This is a genomic window from Ensifer soli, from assembly GCF_041928815.1.
Lineage (GTDB): Bacteria > Pseudomonadota > Alphaproteobacteria > Rhizobiales > Rhizobiaceae > JBHFEI01.
Genome location: NZ_JBHFEI010000002.1, coordinates 36,273 through 58,660, shown reverse-complemented (window position 1 = coordinate 58,660; position 22,388 = coordinate 36,273). Strand labels below are relative to the sequence as shown.

Below are 22,388 nucleotides of genomic sequence, written 5' to 3'. Positions count from 1 at the left end.
CGGCAAAGGGGAAGACGATGACGTCCGGCAGCGACGACGACCGCCACAGGTTCAGCGAATGGCTGGCGGCGAACGGGCCGATCGAAAGCATCCAGGCGGTCGTCTGCGACCTCAACGGCATCCTGCGCGGCAAGCGCGTGCCGGTGGAGCAGGCGTCCAAGGTGCTTGGCGGCGGCATCCGCATGCCGCTCTCGATCGTCGGCGTCGATGTCTGGGGCGAGGACATCGTCGGCAGCGACCATGTCTTTGCCAGCGGTGACATGGACGGCATCTGCGGCGTCACCGGAAGGGGGCCGCTTCCCGTCAGCTGGACCTCGCGGCCGAGCGCGCTGGTGCCGCTCTGGCTCTTCCGCGAGGACGGCACGCCCTTCCTCGCCGATCCGCGCCAGGCGCTCGCCGCCATCGTAAGGCAGTTCTCCGAGATCGGCCTGACCCCGGTCGTCGCCACCGAGATGGAATTCTACCTGATCGATCCCGAGCCCGACGACGCCGTGCCGCCGATCTCGCCCTATACCGGCAAGCGGCTCGACAGCGACGCGATCCTCTCGATCGACGAGCTCGACGATTTCGGCGAGTTCTTCTCCGACGTCTATCGCGAATGCGCGCGGCAGGACGTGCCGGCCGACGCGGCGATCGCCGAGAACGGCATCGGCCAGTTCGAGATCAACCTTCTCCACAGCGACGATGCGCTGAAGGCCGCCGACGACGCGGTCTTCTTCAAGCGCATCGTCAAGGGCGTGGCGCGAAAGCACAATCTGGCCGCCACCTTCATGGCCAAGCCCTACGGCACGCGCTCGGGCAACGGTATGCACATGCATTTCAGCCTGATCGACGGCGAGGGCAACAACGTCTTCGACAACGGCACCGACGAGGGCTCGCCGGTGCTGCGCCACGCCGTGGCGGGGCTCCTGCGCGGCATGGCGGAGACCACCCTGCTCTTCGCCCCCCATTTCAATTCCTACCGGCGGCTGAGGCCCGATACCCATGCGCCGACGGCGATCTCCTGGGGCTACGAGAACCGCACCACCGCGATCCGCATTCCGGGCGGCAAGCCGGCCGCGCGGCGCATCGAGCACCGCGTCGCCGGCGCCGACGCCAATCCCTATCTCGTGATGGCGGCGATCCTCGGCGCGGCCCTCGTCGGCATCCGCAACGGCTGGGAACCGCCCGCCCCCGTCGCCGGCCGCGCCTATTCGGCCGAGCGGCTGGCGAAGATCCCCGCCGAATGGGGACAGGCCGTCGATGCCTTCGAGAACGGGGCCATCGCCGCCGAGATCTTCGATCCCGTGCTGCGCTCGATGCTGATCGCCTGCAAGCGCCAGGAGATCGCCGGTTTCGCCGAGCAGGTCACGGATTACGAGTTCAGCGCCTATCTGGAGATCGTCTGATGGGAAAGCCCGCCTCTTCCTATGCCGGCGACGGCCGCTATCCGCCGAGCTACTATGCCGCGAGCCGCAACATCCACCGCACGCCCGTCGCGCTCGAGGGCGAGGTCGACACGGATGTCTGCGTCGTCGGTGCGGGGTACACCGGCCTGTCGACGGCGATCCACCTCGCCGAGCGCGGCTATCAGGTGACGATCGTCGAGGGGGCGCAGGTCGGCTGGGGGGCCTCGGGGCGCAATGGCGGGCAGATCGTCAACGGGCTCAATGCCGGCCTCGGCAAGATCGCCCGCTGGTACGGCGAGGAGACCGCCGCCTTCGTCGGCGGGCTGCTGCAGGAGGGCGCGCGGATCATCGACCGGCTGGTCGCCACCTATAAAATCGACTGCGACCTGAAGCGCGGCAACATCTACGCCGCCTATACCGACGCGCACATGAAGGAGCTGGAGGAAAAGCAGGCGCTCTGGCGCCGCTACGGCATGGACGACCACCGGATGCTGGACAAGGCGGCATTGCGCGCGCTGGTCAATTCCGATGCCTATCGCGGCGGCATGCTCGACACCTCCGGCGGCCACATGCACCCGTTGAACCTGACGCTCGGCGAGGCCCGCGCCTTCGAAAGCCTCGGCGGCACGATCTACGAACTCTCTCCGGTGACCCGCGTCGAGCACGAGCAGGCGCGCCCGGTGATCCACACCGGGAAGGGCCGCGTCACCGCGCGTGTCGCCGTCCTCTGCGGCAATGCCTATCTCGGCGACGCGGTGCCGGCGCTTTCAAGCCGCGTCATGCCGGTCTCGACGCAGATGATCGCCACCGAGCCGCTCGGCGCGGATCTCGCGCGGTCGCTGATCCCGAGCGACATGTGCGTCGAGGACGTGCGCTACATCCTCGACTATTTTAGGCTTTCCGCCGACCACCGGATGATCTTCGGCGGGGGCACCGTCTATGGCGGCACCGATCCCGCCGACGTCGTGGCGAAACTTCGCCCCAATCTCGAAAAGGTCTTCCCTCAGCTCAAGGGGCGGAAGATCGAGTTTGCCTGGAGCGGTAATTTCGCTCTTTCCTTCTCCCGCGTGCCGCAGATGGGGCGCATCGGTCCGAACACCTTCTTCGCCCATGGCTATTCCGGCCACGGTGTGACCGGCTCCCATCTCTTCGGACGCACCCTCGCCGAGGCCATCGACGGCGATCCGGCCCGCTTCGAGCGCTTCGAGAGGATCCGCTGGTTTCCCTTTCCCGGCGGCCGGCGGTTTCGCGCGCCCTATTCCACCGTCGGATCCTGGTGGTATGCGTTCAAGGACGCCGTCGGGCTGTAACGTTTTCATGACAGGCGTCGGAACTTTTCCGGTCGGCGAGCATTTGCCCGCAAACGACCGGACTTGCTCGCAGGAGAAGCCGACGCAATAGAGCATGCTTGACGGAATTTTGACGGTTATGGTCCAGACTGCGCCAGGGCGCCGATGGACATCGGCGGAGCCGGCCCTATCTCGTGTCGACAGACGGATGCCGAGACGGAAGAGAGGCACTCCCGGCCTCCGCAAGAGACGGACGATATCGAAGAGTGACGAGATGAGTTTCAAGGTTCTGGTCGTGGAGGACGAGATCTTCGTCGCGACGGAAATCGAATACGCCGTGGCCGACCTCGGCATGAGCCCGGTCGGGATCGCGGCCGACAGGGAAACGGCCCTGTCGCTGGCACCCCTGGCGGAAATCGCCCTGGTCGACCTCAACCTGCGCGACGGTCCGACCGGCATGGACATTGGCCGCCTTCTGGCGCAACAGCATGGGGTCAGCGTTCTTTACATGACGGCCAATCCGGCACAGCTCGGCGACGGCGTTCCGGGAGCGATCGGCGTGATCGCCAAGCCGGTGGCGGAGGACGAGCTGAAACAGGCGGTCCTCTACACGGTGGCGCGGCGCAGCAACGGAGAACCCGTGCCGGCGCCGGCACGGCTCAAGCTGTTCCAGTAAGGCAAGGCTTCATCGGCCAGGATCGGCGAGGCCGGGCGTTCGCGAAGTCGTGAGCGCATTCAGGCGCCAGGGCCATCTTCGGGCGTTGCCGGTGCCGGCTGTTGCGCACGCCCGAATGGCGTGCGAGGGTCCCGTCCCGAGACGAGGAGCCCGTGATGGACCGAACGCCCGACCCGTCCGCACGCTTTCTTCGGGGATCGGCCCGTCGAGCGGACGCATCCCATGGGGCATCGCGCGTCACGAGGGCGTTCCAGATCCTTCTCTCCGGCGCCTATGCCGCGCTCGGGATATTTACGCTGGCGATCATTCCCGTCTATCACTTCCGTATCTTCGGCCTCCAGCCGGGCCTGTTCGACAACCTGCCTGCCATCGTCCTGTCGCTGCCCTGGGCCTACCTCCTGCCGCATATGATCGAGCGACCGGACGCCCTTCCGGTCTTCGCCTTCGGCACCGTCGCGATCGGCGTCAACACCGTCATCGTCTGGCTCCTCGCCGGGGTGCTCGCGCGCCTCGTCGGCCGGATCGTCCGGCGGGCTACCGGAAACAAGCCGGACGGACGCGGCTCAGGCTGACAGCAGGCCGCGCATGACCTTGGCGAAACGCGCCGAGACGGCGTCCCGCGCGACGTGGCGACCGCCGGACACCTGCCTGCGACCAGCGACCCAGACGGCATCGACCGCGGCGCCCCCGGCGAAGATCCACGCATCGAGCAGGCCGTCGCCGCGAAACGGCAGGCCATCGCGCGGCGCAAGCCCGACGAGATCCGCCGGACGGCCGACCGCAAGACCGGTTTCCACGCCAAGCGCCGCAGCACCCCCGGCTGCCGCCGCGTCGAAAAGGGCGCGGCCCGTCGAGGCTTCCGGCCGGGCAAGGACATTGCGGGCGCGGTGGGCGAGGCGCTGCGAATATTCGAGCTGGCGCAGTTCGTCCGCAAGACCGATCAGCACATTCGAATCGGAGCCGACACCGAGGCGGCCGCCGGCCGCGGTGAAACGTGCTGCCGGAAAGGTGCCGTCGCCGAGATTGGCCTCGGTGACCGGGCAGAGGCCGGCAACGGCGCCGCGTCGCGCCATGGCATCGGTCTCGGCCCCGGTCATGTGGGTGGCATGGATCAGGCACCAGCGGCCGTCGACCGGCTGGTGGGCGAGCAGCCATTCGACCGGGCGGGCGCCCGACCAGGCGATGCAATCCTCGACCTCCCTGACCTGCTCGGCGATGTGGATGTGGATCGGTCCGTTACCGGCGAGATCGACGGCAACGGCAAGTTCCTGAGGCGTCACCGCGCGCAGGCTGTGCGGCGCCACGCCGACAAGACCGCCCGGCAGCGGCGCCACGATCTCGCGGCAGCGCGACACGAGCGCGGCATAGTTGTCGGGCGTGTTGACGAAGCGGCGCTGGCCGTCCGCCGGCGCCGTCCCGCCGAAGCCGGAGCGGGCATAGAGCACCGGCAGCAGCGTCAGGCCGATGCCGGTCGCGGAAGCCGCCTCTGCGATGCGGGCCGCGAGTTCCGCGATGTCGGCATAGGGCGTGCCGTCGCGGTCGTGGTGCAGGTAATGGAATTCGCCGACGCGGGTGAAGCCCGCCTCCAGCATTTCGACATAGAGCTGCGCCGCCACCGCCTCGACGTCCTCGGGCGTCATGGCGAGCGCGAAACGATACATCACCGTGCGCCAGCTCCAGAAACTGTCCTCCCCCGGGCCGCGCCTTTCGGCAAGACCCGCCATGCCGCGCTGGAAGGCGTGACTGTGGAGATTGGCCGTGCCCGGCACGAGCGCGGCTTGCCGCGTGTCGCCGGCGCGGGGGCGGGCGGCGGTCTCGATCGCATCGATCCGGCCGTCCGCGAGCGTCAGCCGCACGTCGCGCGCCCAGCCATCGGAAAGCAAGGCTTCGTCGGCAAAGATCGTGGTCATTGGCGGTCTCCCTCCCCCGGGCCGAGGCGGGACAGGAAAAACCCGCTTGCAGGCGACGTCATTATGTATATACATTATTGGCCATCCCGGAAGAGGCAAAACGCGGTGGAGGGCGAAAACATGGAGGAACGGGCGGAGCTGACCCTCTGGCGCAACGCGCGGCTCGCCACCTTCGCGGGTGCGGCCGGAGGTATGGGCCTCGTTGACAAGGGCCTCGTCGCCGTGCGCGACGGCCGGATCGTCCATGCCGGCCCCGAAGACGCGTTTAACGCCAACGCTCCCGTCGCGGAGAGCATCGACTGCGAGGGCCGCTGGATCACGCCTGGCCTGATCGACTGCCACACCCATCTCGTCCATGCCGGCAACCGCGCCGGCGAGTTCGAGATGCGGCTGAACGGCGCCACCTACGAGGAGGTCGCGCGCGCCGGCGGCGGCATCGTCTCCTCCGTCCGCTCGCTGCGCGCCGCAAGCGAGGCCCAGCTCGTCGCCGAGACCCTGCCGCGCCTCGACGCGCTGATCGCCGAGGGCGTCACCACGGTGGAGATCAAGTCCGGCTACGGCCTCGACCTCGACAACGAAAGAAAATCCCTCTCCGCCGCCCGCAAGCTGGCGGAGCGTCGAGATATCGGCATCGTCACGAGCTTCCTCGGCGCCCACGCGCTGCCGCCGGAGATGAACGGCGACAAGACCGCCTATATCGACAGGGTCATTTCCGAGATGCTGCCGGCGATCGCCAGCGCCGGGCTTGCCGATGCCGTCGACGGCTTCTGCGAGGGGATCGCCTTCTCGCCCGCCGAGATCGCCCGTGTCTTCGAGGCGGCCAAGGCGCTCGGCCTGCCGGTCAAGCTCCATGCCGACCAGCTGTCGAATCTCGGCGGCGCGGCGCTCGCCGCCGCCTATGGCGCCCTTTCCGCCGACCACCTCGAATACACCGACGCAGCCGGCGCCGACGCCATGGCGCGTGCCGGCACCGTCGCCGTCATCCTGCCCGGCGCCTATTACGTCATCCGCGAGACGAAGAAGCCGCCGGTCGATCTCTTCCGCAAGGCGGGCGTGGCGATGGCGCTCGCGACCGACTGCAATCCCGGCACGTCGCCGCTGACCTCCCTGCTGCTCACCATGAACATGGGCGCGACGCTCTTCTCCATGACGGTCGCCGAATGCCTTGCCGGGGTCACCCGCGAGGCGGCCAGGGCGCTCGGCCTTGCCGCCGAGACCGGCACGCTCGAAGCCGGAAAATGGGCCGACCTCGCGATCTGGGACATCGAGAGCCCGGCGGAGCTCGTCTACCGCCTGGGCTTCAACCCGCTCCACTCCCGCATCCGCCGGGGCCGCCTCTCGCCGGCACCCGCGCGGCACGACGCCAAGGACTAAGCATGACCCTCGTCCTCCATCCCGGCTCCGTGCCGCTCTCGACCCTCGAAACCCTCTACTGGACCGGCGAACCGGCGCGGCTCGACGCGCGCTTCGACGCCGGCATCGAAAAGGCCGCCGCCCGCATCGCCGAGATCGCCGCCGGCAACGCGCCGGTCTACGGCATCAACACCGGCTTCGGCAAACTCGCCTCGATCCGGATCGACGCAGCCGACACCGCGACGCTGCAGCGCAACCTGATCCTCTCCCATTGCTGCGGCATCGGCGCGCCGCTCGCCGAAAACATCGTGCGGCTGATCATGGCGCTGAAGCTGATCTCGCTCGGGCGCGGCGCGTCCGGCACGCGCCTCGCGCTCGTGCGCCTGATCGAGGCGATGCTGGAGGCGGGCGTCGTCCCGGTCATCCCGGAAAAGGGCTCGGTCGGCGCCTCCGGCGACCTCGCGCCGCTCGCCCATCTCGCCGCGGTGATGATGGGCGAAGGCGAGGCCTTCTTCGCTGGCGAGCGCCTTCCGGGCCGCGAGGCGCTGTCGCGGGCGGGGCTCGAACCGGTGGTGCTCGCCGCCAAGGAAGGGCTGGCGCTGATCAATGGCACGCAGGTCTCGACCGCGCTGGCGCTTGCCGGCCTGTTCCGGGCGCACCGCGCGGCCCAGGCCGCGCTCATCACCGGCGCGCTCTCGACCGATGCCGCCATGGGCTCCTCCGCCCCCTTCCACGCCGACATCCACGGGCTGCGCGGCCATCGCGGCCAGATCGGCGCGGCGGCGGCGCTGCGGGCGCTGCTTTCCGGCTCCGTCATTCGCGAAAGCCATATCGAGGGTGACGAGCGGGTGCAGGACCCCTATTGCATCCGCTGCCAGCCGCAGGTCGACGGCGCCTGCCTCGATCTCCTGCGGTCCGTCGCGCGCACGCTGGAAATCGAGGCCAACGCCGTCACCGACAATCCGCTGGTGCTGTCGGACAACGCGGTCGTCTCCGGCGGCAATTTCCACGCCGAGCCGGTGGCGTTCGCCGCCGACCAGATCGCGCTCGCCGTCTGCGAGATCGGCGCGATCGCCCAGCGCCGCATCGCCCTTCTCGTCGATCCCGCCCTCTCCTACGGCCTGCCGGCCTTCCTCGCAAAGACACCCGGCCTCAACTCCGGCCTAATGATCGCCGAGGTGACCTCGGCCGCGCTGATGTCGGAAAACAAGCAGATGTCGCACCCGGCCTCCGTCGATTCGACGCCGACCTCCGCCAACCAGGAAGACCATGTCTCGATGGCCTGCCACGGCGCGCGCCGCCTCCTGCAGATGACCGAAAACCTTTTCGGCATCATCGGCATCGAGGCGCTGGCGGCGGCGCAAGGCGTGGCCTTCCGCGCGCCGCTCGTCACCAGCCCGGAGCTTCTGAAGGCGATCGCCGCGATCCGCACCCGCGTCGCCGATCTCGCGGTCGACCGCTACATGGCAACGGACCTGAAGGCGGCGCTGGAGCTCGTCGCCGACGGCACGCTCACCGGCGCCGTCTCGCCAGGCATCCTGCCGGCGCTGGAGGCGTGAGATGGGCCCGGCCGTCTTCGAGGTCCGGCAGGGAACGTCGCCCGTCATCCTCGCCTTTCCCCACACCGGCACCGATGTGCCCGCGGCGATATTCGCCCGGCTGAACGACAACGGCCGGATCCTCGCCGACACCGACTGGCACATCCACCATCTCTATGACGGGCTGCTTGCCGGGGTGACGACGGTGCGCGCCACCTTCCACCGCTACGTCATCGACGCCAACCGCGATCCGGCGGGCGTCAGCCTCTATCCCGGCCAGAACACCACCGGCCTCGTGCCTGAAACGGATTTCGACGGCAGGCCGCTCTGGAAGGACGGCGAGGCGCCGACGGAGGCCGACATCGCCGACCGCCTGGCGGCCTTCCACGCCCCCTACCATGCCGCCCTTGCCGCCGAGATCGACCGGGTTAAGGCGCTTCACGGCATCGCCATCCTCTACGACTGCCATTCGATCCGCTCGCAGATCCCCTTCCTCTTCGAAGGGACACTGCCGGATTTCAACATCGGCACCGACGGCGGCCGGACCTGCGATCCCTCGATCGAGGCGGCCGCGCTGACGGCGGCCGGCGCTGCGGGCGGCTACACCCATGTGCTGAACGGCCGCTTCAAGGGCGGCTGGACCACGCGGCACTACGGCCGGCCGGAGACGGGCGTGCACGCGATCCAGATGGAACTGGCGCAATCGACGCATCTTACGACGGAAGCGCCGCCCTTCGCGCTCGACCTGACGAAAGCGGACCGGCTCCGCCTGCACCTGAAAGACATCCTCATGCGCATCGAAGCGCTGGCACCGACACTGAAGACAGGGGAGTGACCATGAGCAACCCACGCCACAACATCCGCGAGATCCGCAGCCCGCGCGGGAAGGAGATTTCCGCGAAGAGCTGGATGACGGAAGCGCCGCTGCGCATGCTGATGAACAATCTCGACCCCGACGTCGCGGAGAACCCGAACGAGCTCGTCGTCTATGGCGGCATCGGCCGGGCGGCGCGCACCTGGGAGGATTTCGACCGCATCGTCGCGACGCTGAAGACGCTGAGCGAGGAGGAGACGCTGCTGGTACAGTCCGGCAAGCCGGTCGGCGTCTTCCGTACCCACCGCCATGCGCCGCGCGTGTTGATCGCCAATTCCAACCTCGTGCCGCACTGGGCGACCTGGGACCATTTCAACGAACTGGACAGGAAGGGTCTCGCCATGTACGGCCAGATGACGGCCGGTTCGTGGATCTATATCGGCACGCAGGGCATCGTTCAGGGCACCTATGAAACCTTCGTCGAGGCCGGCCGCCAGCATTACGGCGGCAGCCTGAAGGGCAAGTGGATCCTGACCGGCGGGCTCGGCGGCATGGGCGGCGCCCAGCCGCTCGCCGCCGTCATGGCCGGCGCCTCCTGCCTCGCGGTCGAATGCAATCCGGACTCGATCGATTTCCGCCTGCGCACCCGCTATCTCGACGAGAAGGCCGAAACGCTCGACGAGGCGATGGCAATGATCGACCGCTGGACCAGGGCCGGCGAGGCGAAATCCGTCGGTCTCCTCGGCAACGCGGCGGAGATCCTGCCGGAAATGGTGAAGCGCGGCATCCGTCCCGACATCGTCACCGACCAGACCTCGGCCCACGACCCGATCAACGGCTACCTGCCGAAGGGCTGGACGCTCGCCGAGTGGAAGGACAAGCGCGAGAGCGACCCGAAGGCGGTCGAGAAGGCCGCCCGCGCCTCGATGCGCGTGCATGTCGAGGCGATGCTCGCCTTCTGGGATGCCGGCGTGCCGACGCTCGACTACGGCAACAATATCCGCCAGGTGGCGAAGGACGAAGGACTGGACAACGCCTTCGCCTTCCCCGGCTTCGTGCCCGCCTATATCCGCCCGCTCTTCTGCCGCGGCATCGGCCCCTTCCGCTGGGCGGCGCTTTCCGGCGACCCGGAGGACATCTACAGGACGGATGCCAAGGTCAAGGAACTCACCCCCGGCAACACCCATCTGCACAGATGGCTCGACATGGCCCGCGAGCGCATCTCCTTCCAGGGCCTTCCGGCACGCATCTGCTGGGTCGGGCTCGGCGACCGCCACGGCCTCGGCCTCGCCTTCAACGAGATGGTGAGAAACGGCGAACTGAAGGCGCCCGTCGTCATCGGCCGCGACCATCTCGACAGTGGCTCCGTCGCCTCGCCCAACCGCGAGACGGAGGCGATGAAGGACGGATCGGACGCCGTCTCCGACTGGCCGCTGCTGAACGCGCTGCTCAACACCGCCTCGGGCGCGACCTGGGTCAGCCTGCACCACGGCGGCGGCGTCGGCATGGGCTATTCGCAGCATTCCGGCATGGTCATCTGCTGCGACGGCACGGAGGATGCCGCCGAGCGCATCGGCCGCGTGCTCTGGAACGATCCGGCGACGGGCGTCATGCGCCATGCCGATGCCGGCTACGACATCGCGCTCGACTGTGCGAAGGAGCAGGGCCTGCGCCTGCCCGGGATCCTCGGCAACTGACGATGCGCGTCCTCCCCGCCGCAGGCCATCGCCGCATGCCGTGGAAGAACGGCGGCGGCGAAACCGTCGAGATCGCCCGCCATCCTGAGGGCGCCGGGCTTTCCGCCTTCGACTGGCGGGTGAGCATGGCGACGGTCGCGGCGGACGGACCGTTTTCCGAATTCCCCGGCGTCGAGCGGACGCTGTCGATCCTTTCCGGCGCCGGCCTCGACCTGTCGGTCGGCGGGATCGGCGAACGACGGCTCGGGCCCGCCGACCCGCCCTTTCCCTTCCCGGCCGATGCGCCGGCCTTCGCCCGCCTCGTCGACGGGCCGGTGACCGACCTCAACGTGATGACGCGGCGCGGCGCTTGCGCCCACCGGGTCCGGCGCCTGCATGTGGCGGGCGTCGAGACGCTGGCGACGGCATCCGTGACGACGGTGCTCGTCTGCCGGGCCGGACCCTGCCTGATCGACGCCATCGGCGCGGGCCTGACGCTCGAGGCGCTCGATGCCGTGTGGCTCGACGCGCCTGCCCGGTTGACCCTCGAGGCGGCGGATGCCGATCTCTTCGTCATCGAGATCGCCATGACGGCCTGAGGCAGCCTGATCGCGCGGAGTCCGACCGCGCGGCGTCAGGCGGTTTCGCGCAGGTCCGTCCCTTCCGCTTCCGTCGTCACGTTGACCTGCACGACCATGTCGTCGAAATCCTCCGCCTCGCCGTCATAGCTGCCGCTGAGCGGCACCGCCTGGCGCGGATCGCGGGTCACCGCGACGCGGATCAGATCCCGGTTGCCGACGATGCCGTTGGTCGGGTCGAACTCGACCCAGCCGGCGCCGGGCAGGTAGACCTGGCACCAGGCATGGGTGGAGCCGCCGCCGCGCGTCATCGACCCGTCGCGCGACGGCACGTAGACATAACCGGTGACGAACCGGGCGGCGAGGCCGAGCGTGCGCGCCGCCTCCATCATCAGAAGGGCGAAGTCGCGGCAGGTGCCGCGCTTCAGCTTCAGCGTTTCGAGCGGCGCCTGCGTGCCGCGCTCGTGGCGCCTCGCATAGGCGAAACTGTCCTGGATCGCCGAGCAGAGCGTCATCAGGAGGTGGCCGGTCTGGGTCGATGTGCCGGCATGCAGGAACTGGCGCGCCCAGCGGCCGAGCGTGTCGTCCGGATCGGCGTAATGGCGGCGGATCGCGGGGGCGAGGTCGAGGATTTCCTCGTCGCTGTACGAGAACGGATAGGTGAGCGCCGCCTCGTCGATCTGGAAGTCGATCGCCTGCGGCGTGTGCTCGAGCCGGATCAGCGTCTCGAAGCTCAGTTCCCGTGCCTTCCCCTCGACCGTGACGAGCGCGACGCAATTGCCGAAGACGTCGTGCACCCAGCGCACCGGTTCGGGGCGCGGCGAGACGATCAGCGTCGCGTCGATCAGCCGCTGGTCGTAGCTGTCGCGCGGACGGAACAGCAGCCGGTGCTCGCCGAAGGCGACCGGGCGCCTGTAGGTATAGGTGGTCAGGTGCCTGACGGCAAAAATGGTCATGATCGTCCGTCTCTTGCCGCCGTCGAAGGGCCGGCGCGCATCGGCGCGGACCATAGCAGCGTAAACGCCGGATCGCAGGAGGAGGATGGCGGAAAAGTGCCGGAGTGTGACGCTTGCGTTACAGGTCCGACCGCTCCGTTCGCCCGCGCGCGTGAAAATCCGCGTTTTCGCGGGCGATGCGATTGCATACCGAGGGGGCGGATGATTTTCTGCGCGCCGTTGCACATTTCTCTCTGACTGGGCTGCCTCATGTTCGACATTCTCTGGCGTTCGATCGCGATCGGCATCGGCGCGACCGTTCTCATGGATCTCTGGGCCATCCTTTACGGCAGGCTCTCGGGCGAAGGCCTGCCGAACTGGGCGCCGGTCGGCCGCTGGTTCTATCACCTGAAGAACGGCAAGGTCTTCCATGACAGCATCGCTGAGGCGGCCCCCTACGAGGGCGAGTTGGCGCTCGGCTGGATCGGCCATTACGCCGTCGGTATCCTCTACGGCATCCTCCTGATCGTCTTCACTGGCCCCGGCTGGCTCGACGCGCCGACCTTCCTGCCGGCCTGGATCTGGGGCATCGTCACGGTCGCGGCCGGCTGGTTCCTGCTGCAGCCCGGCCTCGGCATCGGCTGGGCCGCGTCGAAGACGCCCAATCCGACCAAGGTGCGCATCCTCAATCTCGTGGCGCATACCGTCTTCGCCCTCGGCATGTACGGCACGGCCCTGATCCTGCGCTGAACCTGCCGGCGGCGACGGGCCGCATGCGGATTCCGTTCACCATTCCGGCACGAGGCGGCCCGGCGCGCGCGGCGGTTTACGGCTTGTTCGCACGTCTTCAATAGCTTGGAGACCGAACAGGGTCAGAGTCTCGCCATGCACAGCCATCTGAAGCGCATCACGATCGAAGCGGAGCCGCGGCCCGTCCTGGAGCAGAAGCTCTCTATCGCCCATGCGCGGATCGAGAAGAGCTTCCTCGACGGCGGCGCCGTGCTGGTGTCGGTGATGGAGATCCTCAACCGGCTCGTCGAGCTCCTCGACCGCCTGACCGGCACGCTCGACGGCGAGACGACCACGGGCACCATCGCCGGCCTCAAGGGCACCGTCGCCGAACTGGCGAAGCTGCCCGGCATCGAGGAGGCGCGCCAGTCGACCTTCCGCGACCTGACCGGCATCTGCGCGTCGACCAACCGCCATGTCGAGGACATGCGCGAGACGATCCGCTACCTGCGCACCTTCGCCGTCACCGTGAAGATCACCGGCGCCGGCCTTGCCGAATTCGCCGAATTCGCCGACGAGATCCGCGAGCGCATCCAGTCGGGCGGCCGCGAGGTCGACAGCTTCGCCGGGCATCTTGCCGACATGCGGCGCAAGCTCGAGGGCGCCCGCCGCTTCTCCGGCGAGATCCTCACCGATTTCAACGCAACGATCCCGCGCATCGTGCGGGATCTCACGGAAAGCTCCGGCGCGCTCGCCAGCCAGCACCGCGAGATGAGCGACATCGCCGCCGAGGTCAAGCGGGTGGCGCAAGGCGTGCAGATGAAGATCGCCACGGTGCTGTCGGCGCTGCAGATCGGCGACATCACCCGCCAGCGCATCGAGCATATCCAGAGCACGTTCGACGCCTTCGACGCCTTCGCCCGCTCGGACGCGGGCACGGCGCTCGGAAAAGCCGCGCTCGCCGACCTCGAGGGCGCCATCCTGCAGCTTTGCGAGGCGCAGATCCGCGAGATGGTCGCCGATTTCGAGAAGGAGGCCCGCAACATCCATGGAACGATCGCGCGCTTCACCCGCGACGCCGGCGAGATCCTCGCGCTGCACGAGCGTCTCGGCCGAAAGCTCGTCGGAGAGGGGATCGGTGGCGAGCGCCGCACCGTGCTGCAGTCGATGGAGGCGACGATCGCCGATGCCTGCCGGCTGGTCGGCCGGGTCGAGGGATCGAGCCGCGACGCCGACGAGGTGGTGCTGACCGTCGTCGGCACGGCGGACGACCTGATGAAGGGCATCGAGGTGATCCGGGCGATCAAGACCGATATCCATTACATGGCGCTCAATTCGAACCTGCGCTGCTCGCGCCTCGGCGACGAGGGCCGCGCCGTCAACGTCGTCAGCGGCGAACTGCGCCATTTCGCCGCCCAGCTCGAAGGCCCGGCCGACGCGACGGTCACCGAATTGCGCAAGGTGGAGGCGGCCGCGCAGGCGCTGACCCGCAAGGACGGCGTTACGGTCGGCGACATCGGCGGCCCGCTGACCGACGCGCTCGCCGCGATCCGCGGCGTCTGCGCCGAGATGGAGACGGGGCTCACCGCCTTTTCCGAGGAAGGCCAGGCCGTCTTCAGCCGGATGAACGCGGCGATTGCCACGCTCGACTTCCAGACGGAACTCGGCGGGGTTCTCGGCGAATGCGTCGACCTTGCGGCGGGCCTCGCCCCGCGCGGCACGATCGACCTCGACGGGATCGCCGAGGCGATCGCGCCGCTCAGCGCCGGGATCCACGGCGTCTACACGATGGCGCAGGAGCGGGTGATCCATGCGGCCTTCCTGCCGCTTGCGGCAAGCGCCGCCCTGCCTCCCGTCACGGCCGAAAACGAGGAAGACCTCTTCGCCGACGCCCTGTTCTGATCAGGCGGCCTGCGGCATCATCGCCGCGGGGCGGCCGGCAGCCGGCACCAGCCTCAGCACCTCCTCGGCGTAGAGATCGGCGTTCTTCAGCGCCTTGTCGAGGTTGCTCACCTTTTCCGGATTCATCTGCGTGATCGGCCCGCGATGGTCGAACATGTCGCGATAGGCGGAACGCTCGATGATCGGCGTGTCGAAGACATGCACACGCCGGTCGGCGAGCAGCGTCTTCACCGCCTGCAGCGCCCGCGTCGTCACCATCGAATTGACCCGCGACAGGAGCACCGAATGGGGGATGCGGATGCCGGCGCGGCGATCGAGATAGTGCAAGAGCTCGAGCACCTGGGCGCCGCCCTGGGCATCCATCGCGCAGCCCTGGATCGGGATGATCACATGGTCCGAGAGGCCGATCGCGGTCGCCATCAGCGGCGTGCAAGCGCCGGGCAGATCGATGATGACGTAATCGGCCTGCCGCCGCGCCTGATCGACATGGTGCTGGAGTGAGGCGGCGGTGACGTAGCTGACCACCGACAGCCCGTCCATCCGGCCGGCCGTCTCGTGCCAGCGCGAGATCCAGCGCTGCGGATCGGCGTCGATGATGGCGATGCGATGCCTGCGCCGCAGCAGTTCGGTCGCAAGCAGCAGCACCGCCGTCGTCTTGCCGGCGCCGCCTTTGGTGTTGGCGAATGTTATGACGGGCATCGCGGGGGTCCTCGCAACGACGAGCCTTGCCATCGCTCTTGAGCCGGCGCCTTCGATTCATGGCGCGGTGCGACGAGTGTCCCCGATTATGGTTAACGACCGCCTAACCGCGACACGCCGTTCAGCGGCGACGGTCCTGGGCCAGGATCTCGCGCGCGATCTGGTCGAGGGGAACGATCCTGTCGACGCCGCCGCGCGCGATCGCCTCCTTCGGCATGCCGAAGACGACGGAACTCGCCTCGTCCTGCGCGATCGTCAGGGCGCCGGCCTGGTGCATCTCCTCCATGCCGCGCGCGCCGTCGTCGCCCATCCCGGTCATGATCACGCCCATCGCATTGGCGCCGGCGGAGCGGGCGGCGGAGCGGAAGAGGACGTCGACGGAGGGGCGGTGGCGCGAGACGAGCGGCCCCGACTTGACCGAGACATAATACCGCGCGCCCTGCCGCTCGAGCAGCATGTGGCGGTCGCCGGGCGCGATCAGAACATGGCCGCGCAGCACCGTGTCGCCGTCCTCGGCCTCCTTGATCTCCATCTCGCAGAGCCCGTTCAGCCGCCGGGCGAAGGCGGCGGTGAATTTCTCCGGCATGTGCTGGACGATGACGATGCCGGGTGCGTTGCCGGGAAGCTGCTCCAGCATTTCCCGCAGCGCCTCGGTGCCGCCCGTCGACGCGCCAACGCAGACGACCATTTCGGTCGTGCGCGCCATGGCCTTGCCGGTCGGCGGCGGCAGCACCGCGTCGGCCGTCAGCTTCGCCTGCGGCGAGGCGCCGCCCACCGGCCTTCGCGCGGAGCGGCCGGAGCCGATCCGCGCCTGGGCCGCGCTCTTCACCACCTCGCAGATGCGCATGCCCGATTCGGCGAGGTAGTCGGCAGCACCGATGCGCGGCTTGACGATGATGTCGACCGCGCCTGCCTCAAGGGCCTGGAGGAGCGTCTCGGACCCCGCCTCCGTCAGCGACGAGCACATCACCACCGGGATCGGCCGCTGCGCCATGATCTTGCGCAGGAAGGTGATGCCGTCCATGCGCGGCATTTCCACGTCGAGGGTGATGACGTCGGGAATGTCCTCCTGGATCCGCTTCGCCGCCATGAACGGATCAGACGCCGTTCCGATCACCTCGATCGCCGGATCGGCCGCAAGCACCGATGTCAGCGTCTGGCGGACGCTGGCGGAGTCGTCGATGATCAGCACACGGATCTTTTTGCCCATGCGGTTCAGACCTTCCTGAAGATGGTGTTGGCGACCTGGCGGACGGGAAGCGGGATGCCCGTCACCGATTCCGAATGGCCGATGAAGAGGTATCCGCCGGGCGCGAGGCAGTCGCACAGGCGCGACAGCACATGCGCCTGCGTCTGCTTGTCGAAATAGATCAGCACGTTGCGGCAGAAGATCATGTGCATCGGGTCGCCGACGCCGTAGGACGCGTCCATCAGGTTCAGCCGGGCGAAGCCGATACGGGCGCGAAGCGACGGCACGATGCGCACCTCGCGGCGCTTTCGGTCGATCGCCGTCATCACGTATTTCGCCTGCATCGCCGGGGGGACGGGCGAGATCAGGTCCCGCGGATAGATCCCGGCACGGGCGGTCTCCAGCACCTCGGTCGACAGGTCGCTTGCCAGGATCTTGAATTCGATGCCGGGCGTCGCCTCGGCGAAATCGGCGAGCACCATGGCCATCGTATAGGGTTCCGCGCCGGTCGAACAGGCGGAACTCCAGGCCCTGACGCGGCGATGGCCGGCCCTGGCGAGTTCCGGCAGCACGACGGAAGCCATATAGTCGAAATGGTTCGGCTCGCGGAAGAAATCCGTCTTGTTGGTCGTGACGGCGTCGATCAGGTAGATCGATTCCGTCTCCAGCCCGCCGTCGCGGAAGAGAAAGTCGCAATAGCGGTCGAACGTCGCAATGCCGGTGGCGCGCAGCCGCTTGCGCAACCGCCCCTCCAGCATGGTCAGCTTGCTCGGCGGCATCTTGATGCCGCTGTAATCGTAGATGTACTTCGACAGGCGGGCAAAGTTCCTCGAACTCAGCCTGTCCTCGAAGGACGAGGTCCTGGTCATCGCGCTCACGCAAAACTCTCCTTGGCGCCCGTGCCCGGCGCGCAAGCGCCTTCGAGAAGGCGCTTGCGCGCGAGGACACCGTCGGCCGTCACAGCATGATGCCCCGGGCGGCAGGCGCCCGGGCCTCGCCTCAGGCGGGAACCGCCATTCGCCCGGCCGCGCCGCCCAACGCACCGGCATCGCCGGAGAACAGCCGGACGAGGTCGATGATGACGACGAAGCCGCCATTGCGGCGCACCACGCCGGCGATATAGTCGGAGTTCCAGCGTGCGCCGATGTCCGGCGCCTGCTCGATCTCGTCGTGGCGGAAGGGCGTGACCTCGAACACCTTGTCGGCGACGAGGCCGAGCGCCAGCGTCCTTTCGCGCATCGGCACGTCGAGGACGAGAATGCGGGTGTGCGGCGTGCGGACCGTGCGGGTCATGCCGAGCTTCAGCCGCAGATCGATCACCGGCACCCCCTGGCCGCGCACATCCCGGAGGCCGAGGAGATAATCCGGGCCATGGGGGATCTTGAACGCCTCCTCGTGGTCGAGGATCTCGCGCACGACCGAGACCGGCAGGGCGAAGACCTCGTCACCGAGGCTGAAGGTGACGAACTGGGATTCGGAGGAGGCGCCGGCCATGATCAGGCGCTCTCACGGAAGTCGGCGTCGTCGGCGTCCGGTCCACCCATCGACATGTCGAGGGCGAAGCCGCGGGCGCGGGCCTGCTGCGCCGCGACGCTGTGCTGCGCCGGGGCGGCGACCTTCTTCGGCGCCGCGCTGGCGGCGGGACGCGCGACCGGCTTTGCCTGCGGGCGGAAGACGGGTTTGTGCGCAACCGCCGGCTTCGCCTTGGCACCGGTCTGGTCGACGCGGAAGAAGGCGATGGAGGCCTGGAGTTCCTCGGCCTGGGCGGCCAGTTCCTCCGAGGTCGCCGACATCTCTTCCGACGCGCCGGCATTCTGCTGCGTCACCTTGTCGAGCTGCTGGATCGCCTCGTTGATCTGGCTCGCGCCGATGTCCTGCTCGCGGCAGGCCGCAGAGATCTCCGAAATCAGTTCGGCGGTCTTGCGGATGTCCGGCACCAGCCGCGTCAGCATCTCGCCGGCCTCGGTCGCCACCTTGACGGTGTCGCCGGACAGCGCGCTGATCTCGGCGGCCGCCGCCTGGCTGCGCTCGGCGAGCTTGCGCACCTCCGAGGCGACGACGGCGAAGCCCTTGCCGTGCTCGCCCGCGCGCGCCGCCTCGACGGCCGCATTCAGCGCGAGAAGGTCGGTCTGGCGGGCGATCTCCTGCACGATCGAGATCTTCTCGGCGATGGTGCGCATGGCGCCGACGGCACGGCTGACCGCCTCGCCGCTCGCCTCGGCGTCCTTCGACGACTGGCGGGCGATCTTTTCCGTCTGGGCGGCATTGTCGGCGTTCTGCTTGATGTTGGCGGCCATCTCCTCCATCGAGGCGGAGGCTTCCTCGGCGGACGAGGCCTGCTCGGTCGCGCCCTGGGAGAGCTGCTCCGAGCTCGACGACAGTTCCTGGCTGCCCGACGAGACGTTGTCGGAGGCGGCAAGCGCGTCGGCGACGATCGCGCGCAGCCGCTCGACCATGCTTTCGAGCGACTTGCCGAGCGTGTCCTTGTCGGAGAGCGGCTTCGGCGAGACCGTCAGGTCGCCATTGGCGATCTGGTCGGCGATGTTGGCGGTGTTGCGCAGGTTGCCGGTCATCACCGCGACCGAGTTGGCGACGTCGCGGATCTCGTCATTGGTCCTGATTTCGATATTCTGGTCGAGGTCGCCGATCGCCACCGCGTCGGCAATCGCCTTGATCTTCTTCAGCCCCGAGTTGACGCTGACGGCAATCCATGTGGCGATCACGATCGATACCACCGCCATCACGGCGAGGCCGGAAAAGAGCATGGTGAGCGAATTCGTATAAAGGTCGTTCGTCTCCGCATCGGTGGCACGCAGATCGTCGGTGACCGAGGTATTGATGGCGTCCAGCGACAGGCTCATGTCGGTCGCCAGTTTTCGCCCTTGCCCCATCGAGATTTCCCCTGCCCGACGGTTGCTGTCCGGGGTGTTCTCGATACCAAGCCGCAGAACAGCCTCCTGTGTGGACTCGAATTCCGGCAGGATGGCCTTAAACTTGTCCGTCTGCTCCCGGATAGGGCCCGTTGCATTGCTTTCCAGCTTGGATAGAACCTCGCCGATCTTCGCGCGCTCGGTACGTGCTTCCTGAGCAAATGACGAGATCTGGGTCGCATCGGTATTGATGACGACATTCTTCTCCGCGCGGATCGAGCGCATGACCGCATCGGAGAGATCGAACGAATGCTGAAGGTTCGTTGCCGGCCCCTGCACGATCGACGTAACGGATGTATTGAGGGACGAAAGATTGTTGATCGCCAGCAGCGCCAGGCCGCAGGAAAACAGGATGATGAGCCCGAAGGCCAGGGCAAGTTTCAGTTTGATGGTCACGCGCATGGTCCAGTTTCCCCAAATCGGACAGGATGCATTCTGAAGCGCCGCCCCCCGGGCGTATCGCATTCGGCGATGTCGCCCGGCCTGCTCATGCGGGCCTGCGACAGGATCGCCCGGAAGCCGGGCCCGGCGCGATCATGCGCCGGTCATTCCTCAATCCGGCCATCCCCCGCCCCCGGCGGATGTCCCGGGCCCGGGCGGGACCGGAGCCCCGCCGCCCTTTTCCAGCCTGAACCGCCTCAGGCGCTTTCGCGGAAGTCGGCATCGTCGGCATCCGGTCCGCCCATCGACATGTCGAGGGCGAAGCCGCGGGCGCGGGCCTGCTGGGCGGCGACGCTGTGCTGCGGTGCGACCGGCCGGCGCGCCGGGGCGGCGGCGCGATGGGCCGCGGGCTTCGCCGACGCGACGGGCCGGGCGGCGGATTTTCTCACCGGCTGCGGACGGGAAGCGGGTGCATCCTCGACCCGGAAGAAGGCGATGGAGGCCTGGAGTTCCTCGGCCTGGGCGGCCAGTTCCTCCGAGGTCGCCGACATCTCTTCCGACGCGCCGGCATTCTGCTGCGTCACCTTGTCGAGCTGCTGGATCGCCTCGTTGATCTGGCTCGCGCCGATGTCCTGCTCGCGGCAGGCCGCAGAGATCTCCGAAATCAGTTCGGCGGTCTTGCGGATGTCCGGCACCAGCCGCGTCAGCATCTCGCCGGCCTCGGTCGCCACCTTGACGGTGTCGCCGGACAGCGCGCTGATCTCGGCGGCCGCCGCCTGGCTGCGCTCGGCGAGCTTGCGCACCTCCGAGGCGACGACGGCGAAGCCCTTGCCGTGCTCGCCCGCGCGCGCCGCCTCGACGGCCGCATTCAGCGCGAGAAGGTCGGTCTGGCGGGCGATCTCCTGCACGATCGAGATCTTCTCGGCGATGGTGCGCATGGCGCCGACGGCACGGCTGACCGCCTCGCCGCTCGCCTCGGCGTCCTTCGACGACTGGCGGGCGATCTTTTCCGTCTGGGCGGCATTGTCGGCGTTCTGCTTGATGTTGGCGGCCATCTCCTCCATCGAGGCAGAGGCTTCCTCGGCCGAAGACGCCTGCTCTGTCGCGCCCTGCGACAGCTGCTCCGAGCTCGACGACAGTTCCTGGCTGCCGGACGAGACGTTGTCGGAAGCGGAGAGTGCGTCGCCGACGACGGCGCGCAGGCGCTCGATCATCGTGTTGACATAGCCGAGCAGGTCGCCGATCTCGTCCTTCGTGGTGATCGTCGCATAGCGGGTCAGGTCGCCTTCGGCCACGCTGCGCACGGCCTCGTTCGCCTTGCGCAGGCCCTTGCCGATCGACAGCACGATCCAGAGCGCGGCGAGGATGGCGATCAGCGTCGAGGCGACGAGCAGGCCGGTCAGCAGGGCACGGCTCGAGTCATAGGCCGCCGCGGAGGCGCGCAGTTCTTCCGCCTGCCGCTCGCCGTTGAAGGTGATGAGGTCGTTGAGCGAGCTCATCGCCTCCTCGCGGGCAGCGCGCATTTCGGTGTTGGCAAGCTTGTTGGCGAAATAGTTGCTCTTCTCGATCGACAGCGCGTTCGAGCGGTCGGCTGCATCCTTGACGTCGGCGAAGGCCTTTTCGAGCGCGACCGCCGTCTGGCGCTGCTGGCCGGCGAGCCCCGAGGACAGGGCGGCAAGAGTGGAGGCGACGTCCGCCCCAGCCGCGTTGTAGTCCTCGACCCAGACCGCCTGGCGTTCCGGGTCGCCGCTGGCGAGCAGGATGTTGCGGTGCTGGCGGAAGAAATCGCTGATGTCGGTGCGGACCTCTGCGATCTCGGCAAATTTCTCAAGCGCACCCGGCTCCGCCCGCGCGGCGGCGTCCTTCATCTGGAGGAAAAGCGCGTCCGACACTTTCGACGCGGCATCGATGGCCGCGCTGCCGTCGGTCGTCGAGATGCGCAGCGCCTCGACATCGGTGTTCTTCAGCGTCATGCCCTGCAGTTCGATGTTGCGCGCCCAGTAATCGGCCCATTTTTTCTTGAAGGCGTCGAGATAGCCCCGGCCGGTGTCGGTCGTCAGCTTGGCGCGGACCTGATCGGATTTCTCCAGGATCTCGGCGTTCCGGGCGGCGAGCGCCTTCCCGATCGCCTCCATCTCCGCCGGATCCGAGCTGAGGATGATCTGCCGCGTGTTCGACGCCACGTCCGTTGCCAGCGTCTGCAGCTGGCTGAGACCGAGCGTCGCGGCGGCGCGGCCGTTGACGACCTTGTCCATCGTCTCGTTGAGCTGGGCCAGATTTTGCACAGCCACATACATGCTGACGCCGGACAGGAGGATCACGGCGGAGAAGGTGGCGATGAGTTTCGTCTTGATGGCCAGTCGCATGGTGTCAGTCCACTTCTGTCAATGTCTCGATCTGG

19 protein-coding genes are annotated in these 22,388 nt (G+C 68.1%); 11 read left to right on the top strand and 8 right to left on the bottom strand.

Going from position 1 to position 22,388, the window contains the following annotated elements; genetic code table 11:
• Positions 1-17 precede the first annotated feature (17 nt).
• The 4 genes from ACEVQ6_RS02965 to ACEVQ6_RS02950 all read left to right on the top strand — a co-directional run bounded on the left by ACEVQ6_RS02965 (position 18) and on the right by ACEVQ6_RS02950 (position 3,925).
• Entirely contained in the window at positions 18-1,388 is a 1,371-nt protein-coding gene (locus tag ACEVQ6_RS02965) for a glutamine synthetase family protein (RefSeq protein ID WP_374887414.1), read from the top strand.
• Positions 1,388-2,698, top strand: coding sequence for an NAD(P)/FAD-dependent oxidoreductase (locus ACEVQ6_RS02960; protein ID WP_374887413.1), 1,311 nt, complete (start codon positions 1,388-1,390; stop codon positions 2,696-2,698). The genes ACEVQ6_RS02965 and ACEVQ6_RS02960 overlap by 1 nt, the downstream gene beginning before the upstream one ends.
• 94 nt (positions 2,699-2,792) lie before the next feature.
• Complete coding sequence (locus ACEVQ6_RS02955) at positions 2,793-3,353, top strand: response regulator (protein WP_374887412.1); 561 nt, start codon at positions 2,793-2,795, stop codon at positions 3,351-3,353.
• A 155-nt stretch (positions 3,354-3,508) separates the two neighbouring features.
• Complete coding sequence (locus ACEVQ6_RS02950) at positions 3,509-3,925, top strand: hypothetical protein (RefSeq protein WP_374887411.1); 417 nt, start codon at positions 3,509-3,511, stop codon at positions 3,923-3,925.
• Here the strand turns inward: ACEVQ6_RS02950 and ACEVQ6_RS02945 are convergent.
• Complete coding sequence (locus ACEVQ6_RS02945) at positions 3,917-5,263, bottom strand: formimidoylglutamate deiminase (protein WP_374887410.1); 1,347 nt, start codon at positions 5,261-5,263, stop codon at positions 3,917-3,919. The two genes, ACEVQ6_RS02950 and ACEVQ6_RS02945, sit on opposite strands and share 9 nt — an antisense overlap.
• Positions 5,264-5,383: 120 nt before the next feature.
• Between ACEVQ6_RS02945 and hutI the strand changes: the two genes are divergently transcribed.
• Genes hutI through ACEVQ6_RS02920 form a run of 5 tightly spaced genes read left to right on the top strand, consistent with a single transcriptional unit; the run spans position 5,384 to position 11,243 of the window.
• The gene (gene hutI, locus ACEVQ6_RS02940; RefSeq protein ID WP_374887409.1) at positions 5,384-6,637 is read left to right on the top strand and encodes an imidazolonepropionase; all 1,254 of its coding nucleotides are present in this window, start codon (positions 5,384-5,386) and stop codon (positions 6,635-6,637) included.
• Positions 6,638-6,639: 2 nt separating this feature from the next.
• Positions 6,640-8,175: a histidine ammonia-lyase gene (gene hutH, locus ACEVQ6_RS02935; protein ID WP_374887408.1), complete on the top strand. Its 1,536-nt coding sequence runs from the start codon at positions 6,640-6,642 to the stop codon at positions 8,173-8,175.
• Position 8,176: 1 nt separating this feature from the next.
• Complete coding sequence (gene hutG, locus ACEVQ6_RS02930) at positions 8,177-8,989, top strand: N-formylglutamate deformylase (protein ID WP_374887407.1); 813 nt, start codon at positions 8,177-8,179, stop codon at positions 8,987-8,989.
• Between the two features lie 2 nt (positions 8,990-8,991).
• Entirely contained in the window at positions 8,992-10,665 is a 1,674-nt protein-coding gene (hutU, locus tag ACEVQ6_RS02925; RefSeq protein WP_374887406.1) for a urocanate hydratase, read from the top strand.
• Positions 10,666-10,667: 2 nt separating this feature from the next.
• Positions 10,668-11,243 carry a HutD/Ves family protein gene (locus ACEVQ6_RS02920; protein WP_374887405.1) on the top strand — a complete coding sequence of 192 codons (576 nt, stop codon included), beginning with the start codon at positions 10,668-10,670 and terminating at the stop codon, positions 11,241-11,243.
• A 35-nt stretch (positions 11,244-11,278) separates the two neighbouring features.
• Here the strand turns inward: ACEVQ6_RS02920 and ACEVQ6_RS02915 are convergent, their stop codons facing one another.
• Positions 11,279-12,178, bottom strand: a complete 900-nt coding sequence (locus ACEVQ6_RS02915) for a transglutaminase family protein (RefSeq protein ID WP_374887404.1) — start codon at positions 12,176-12,178, stop codon at positions 11,279-11,281.
• A 249-nt stretch (positions 12,179-12,427) separates the two neighbouring features.
• Here ACEVQ6_RS02915 and ACEVQ6_RS02910 point away from each other — a divergent pair, with 249 nt between their 5' ends.
• Positions 12,428-12,907: a DUF2938 domain-containing protein gene (locus ACEVQ6_RS02910; protein ID WP_374887403.1), complete on the top strand. Its 480-nt coding sequence runs from the start codon at positions 12,428-12,430 to the stop codon at positions 12,905-12,907.
• 135 nt (positions 12,908-13,042) lie between these two features.
• Positions 13,043-14,788 (top strand): chemotaxis protein, encoded by a 1,746-nt coding sequence (locus ACEVQ6_RS02905; protein ID WP_374887402.1) that lies wholly within the window; start codon positions 13,043-13,045, stop codon positions 14,786-14,788.
• Here ACEVQ6_RS02905 and ACEVQ6_RS02900 read toward each other — a convergent pair whose 3' ends face one another.
• From ACEVQ6_RS02900 to ACEVQ6_RS02875, 6 genes are all read right to left on the bottom strand, one after another.
• A complete protein-coding gene (locus tag ACEVQ6_RS02900) occupies positions 14,789-15,487 on the bottom strand; it encodes an AAA family ATPase (RefSeq protein WP_374887401.1) in 699 nt (232 codons plus the stop codon).
• A 121-nt stretch (positions 15,488-15,608) separates the two neighbouring features.
• Positions 15,609-16,697: a protein-glutamate methylesterase/protein-glutamine glutaminase gene (locus ACEVQ6_RS02895; protein WP_374887400.1), complete on the bottom strand. Its 1,089-nt coding sequence runs from the start codon at positions 16,695-16,697 to the stop codon at positions 15,609-15,611.
• Between the two features lie 5 nt (positions 16,698-16,702).
• The gene (locus ACEVQ6_RS02890; RefSeq protein WP_374887785.1) at positions 16,703-17,545 is read right to left on the bottom strand and encodes a CheR family methyltransferase; all 843 of its coding nucleotides are present in this window, start codon (positions 17,543-17,545) and stop codon (positions 16,703-16,705) included.
• 130 nt (positions 17,546-17,675) lie between these two features.
• Positions 17,676-18,170, bottom strand: a complete 495-nt coding sequence (locus tag ACEVQ6_RS02885; protein ID WP_374887399.1) for a chemotaxis protein CheW — start codon at positions 18,168-18,170, stop codon at positions 17,676-17,678.
• A gap of 2 nt (positions 18,171-18,172) precedes the next feature.
• On the bottom strand, positions 18,173-20,008 hold the full coding sequence (locus ACEVQ6_RS02880) for a methyl-accepting chemotaxis protein (RefSeq protein WP_374887398.1): 1,836 nt from the start codon (positions 20,006-20,008) through the stop codon (positions 18,173-18,175).
• 236 nt (positions 20,009-20,244) lie between these two features.
• Positions 20,245-22,353 (bottom strand): HAMP domain-containing methyl-accepting chemotaxis protein, encoded by a 2,109-nt coding sequence (locus tag ACEVQ6_RS02875; protein ID WP_374887397.1) that lies wholly within the window; start codon positions 22,351-22,353, stop codon positions 20,245-20,247.
• Between the last annotated feature and the right edge of the window lie 35 nt (positions 22,354-22,388).

Coding starts and splice junctions, on each gene's coding strand:
- ACEVQ6_RS02965 (WP_374887414.1), top strand. CDS start 18: ATGACGTCCGGCAGCGACGACGACCGCCACAGGTTCAGCGAATGGCTG.
- ACEVQ6_RS02960 (WP_374887413.1), top strand. CDS start 1,388: ATGGGAAAGCCCGCCTCTTCCTATGCCGGCGACGGCCGCTATCCGCCG.
- ACEVQ6_RS02955 (WP_374887412.1), top strand. CDS start 2,793: ATGCTTGACGGAATTTTGACGGTTATGGTCCAGACTGCGCCAGGGCGC.
- ACEVQ6_RS02950 (WP_374887411.1), top strand. CDS start 3,509: ATGGACCGAACGCCCGACCCGTCCGCACGCTTTCTTCGGGGATCGGCC.
- ACEVQ6_RS02945 (WP_374887410.1), bottom strand. CDS start 5,263: ATGACCACGATCTTTGCCGACGAAGCCTTGCTTTCCGATGGCTGGGCG.
- hutI (WP_374887409.1), top strand. CDS start 5,384: ATGGAGGAACGGGCGGAGCTGACCCTCTGGCGCAACGCGCGGCTCGCC.
- hutH (WP_374887408.1), top strand. CDS start 6,640: ATGACCCTCGTCCTCCATCCCGGCTCCGTGCCGCTCTCGACCCTCGAA.
- hutG (WP_374887407.1), top strand. CDS start 8,177: ATGGGCCCGGCCGTCTTCGAGGTCCGGCAGGGAACGTCGCCCGTCATC.
- hutU (WP_374887406.1), top strand. CDS start 8,992: ATGAGCAACCCACGCCACAACATCCGCGAGATCCGCAGCCCGCGCGGG.
- ACEVQ6_RS02920 (WP_374887405.1), top strand. CDS start 10,668: ATGCGCGTCCTCCCCGCCGCAGGCCATCGCCGCATGCCGTGGAAGAAC.
- ACEVQ6_RS02915 (WP_374887404.1), bottom strand. CDS start 12,178: ATGACCATTTTTGCCGTCAGGCACCTGACCACCTATACCTACAGGCGC.
- ACEVQ6_RS02910 (WP_374887403.1), top strand. CDS start 12,428: ATGTTCGACATTCTCTGGCGTTCGATCGCGATCGGCATCGGCGCGACC.
- ACEVQ6_RS02905 (WP_374887402.1), top strand. CDS start 13,043: ATGCACAGCCATCTGAAGCGCATCACGATCGAAGCGGAGCCGCGGCCC.
- ACEVQ6_RS02900 (WP_374887401.1), bottom strand. CDS start 15,487: ATGCCCGTCATAACATTCGCCAACACCAAAGGCGGCGCCGGCAAGACG.
- ACEVQ6_RS02895 (WP_374887400.1), bottom strand. CDS start 16,697: ATGGGCAAAAAGATCCGTGTGCTGATCATCGACGACTCCGCCAGCGTC.
- ACEVQ6_RS02890 (WP_374887785.1), bottom strand. CDS start 17,545: ATGACCAGGACCTCGTCCTTCGAGGACAGGCTGAGTTCGAGGAACTTT.
- ACEVQ6_RS02885 (WP_374887399.1), bottom strand. CDS start 18,170: ATGGCCGGCGCCTCCTCCGAATCCCAGTTCGTCACCTTCAGCCTCGGT.
- ACEVQ6_RS02880 (WP_374887398.1), bottom strand. CDS start 20,008: ATGCGCGTGACCATCAAACTGAAACTTGCCCTGGCCTTCGGGCTCATC.
- ACEVQ6_RS02875 (WP_374887397.1), bottom strand. CDS start 22,353: ATGCGACTGGCCATCAAGACGAAACTCATCGCCACCTTCTCCGCCGTG.